Below are 1,443 nucleotides of genomic sequence, written 5' to 3' on the forward strand. Positions count from 1 at the left end.
AAATTTTGTCCAAGTAATCTTTTCTAGTATTTGATATGCATTCATGAATTCTAGCTACTTTTACTTTGCAACTTTTGGCAAATCGAACAATTAAGATGGCTCCTTACCATCCCTTGTTCAAAGCCAATTCATCTCCCACCTACTCACTTCGCGTTCTTTGAGGAAAGAGTCTTCTTAGCTAAAATGATAAAAGCTATAATTAACCCTTTATTCTAAGATAGATAAGAGCACCCATTTTAAGTAAAATTTGGTGATCCTTCTTTCAACTATCGTACATTCGTAAAAAAGGCGTTTAGATTGGCTATATTCTTTTGTAAGAAAGTTTGATAATTTTCGATACCTCTTCTTTTACACCAACCAATTGCATTAAATAAATCAATAAATTGATAAAATGGCAAAATTTCTTGTAAATCAACAAGTGGACGAATGGATTCATAACCTTGTCGATAAGCTTCTTTTGTTCCGGGATACTCCATAAAAATATAACGATTGATTTTTGTAAAATCCATTTCGGTTGCTCCAATGCTGAAACTTTCAAAATCAATAATGCCGGAAATTTGATTTTCATAAACTAAAATATTTCCAGGTCGAAAATCCAAGTGTATAAAACTAGTTGCATCTGAATATGGAATTAATTTGAGATGATATTCGAAATGTTGCATTGATTGTTCATATAAATGCGGATCAATTACTTCCTTTACATCTTTTGCTAAGGAATAAAAATTATGCTGAATAAAATCAGACGATTGACCATGCATATTGGAAATAAAGTTTTCGAAATCCTGCTCTTTTGGAATGATTGCATGTAACTTAGCGTGTTGTATGCCGATATCAAAAGCTAAAGCTGCATCCACCTTCCCTGTTGCTGGCATACCTTGGATTGCGGATAACAATAATGCACCAGTAAAACCTTCATCACCTTCCCAATAATCCAACACTTGTGGTACTGACAACTCATAGCGTAATCGTTCAAGTACCTTATACTCATGTTCAAGCTTTACTTTTGAATAAGGAATTTTTATATAGACAGTTCGAAAATCAATTAGTTTAATTTTATAAACGACTGAACTAAAAGACTGCCTAACATAATCAATTGTTAACACATTTAAAGCAAATTTTTCTACTACTTTTTGTAGCTTATCCATTTGAAAGAATACACCTCTCTTTTATTCAACTTAATACTATATGAAAACTTAATATATCAACCATTAAAATATTAATGAATGATGATTTTTGAACTACCCCCACTTTCACTTCGTTTAGAAGTGAGGGATTCCTAAGTAAAGAGTTCTATCGAACTCTAATTGATTAGGCTAACCCCGCAGTCCTTGCGGTTAGAAGCCTTATCGCTTCATTCTTTAGATTGATACTTGCGTTAATATCCCTATCATGGTGTGTACGACAAGAAGGACAGTCCCATTCACGTAGGTTTAGATTTTTAAC

The 1,443-nt window shown here is 32.8% G+C and carries 2 protein-coding genes; both read right to left on the bottom strand.

Annotation, left to right across the window (positions count from 1 at the left end):
• Positions 1-266 precede the first annotated feature (266 nt).
• The gene (locus tag RT27_RS31555; RefSeq protein ID WP_043939247.1) at positions 267-1,145 is read right to left on the bottom strand and encodes an aminoglycoside phosphotransferase family protein; all 879 of its coding nucleotides are present in this window, start codon (positions 1,143-1,145) and stop codon (positions 267-269) included.
• 163 nt (positions 1,146-1,308) lie between these two features.
• On the bottom strand, positions 1,309-1,443 hold a 135-nt coding region (locus RT27_RS34640), incomplete at its 5' end, for a zinc ribbon domain-containing protein (RefSeq protein WP_156137730.1).

The organism is Bacillus sp. L_1B0_5 (assembly GCF_000836715.1).
Taxonomy (GTDB): Bacteria; Bacillota; Bacilli; order Bacillales; family Bacillaceae_G; genus Bacillus_A; species Bacillus_A thuringiensis_S.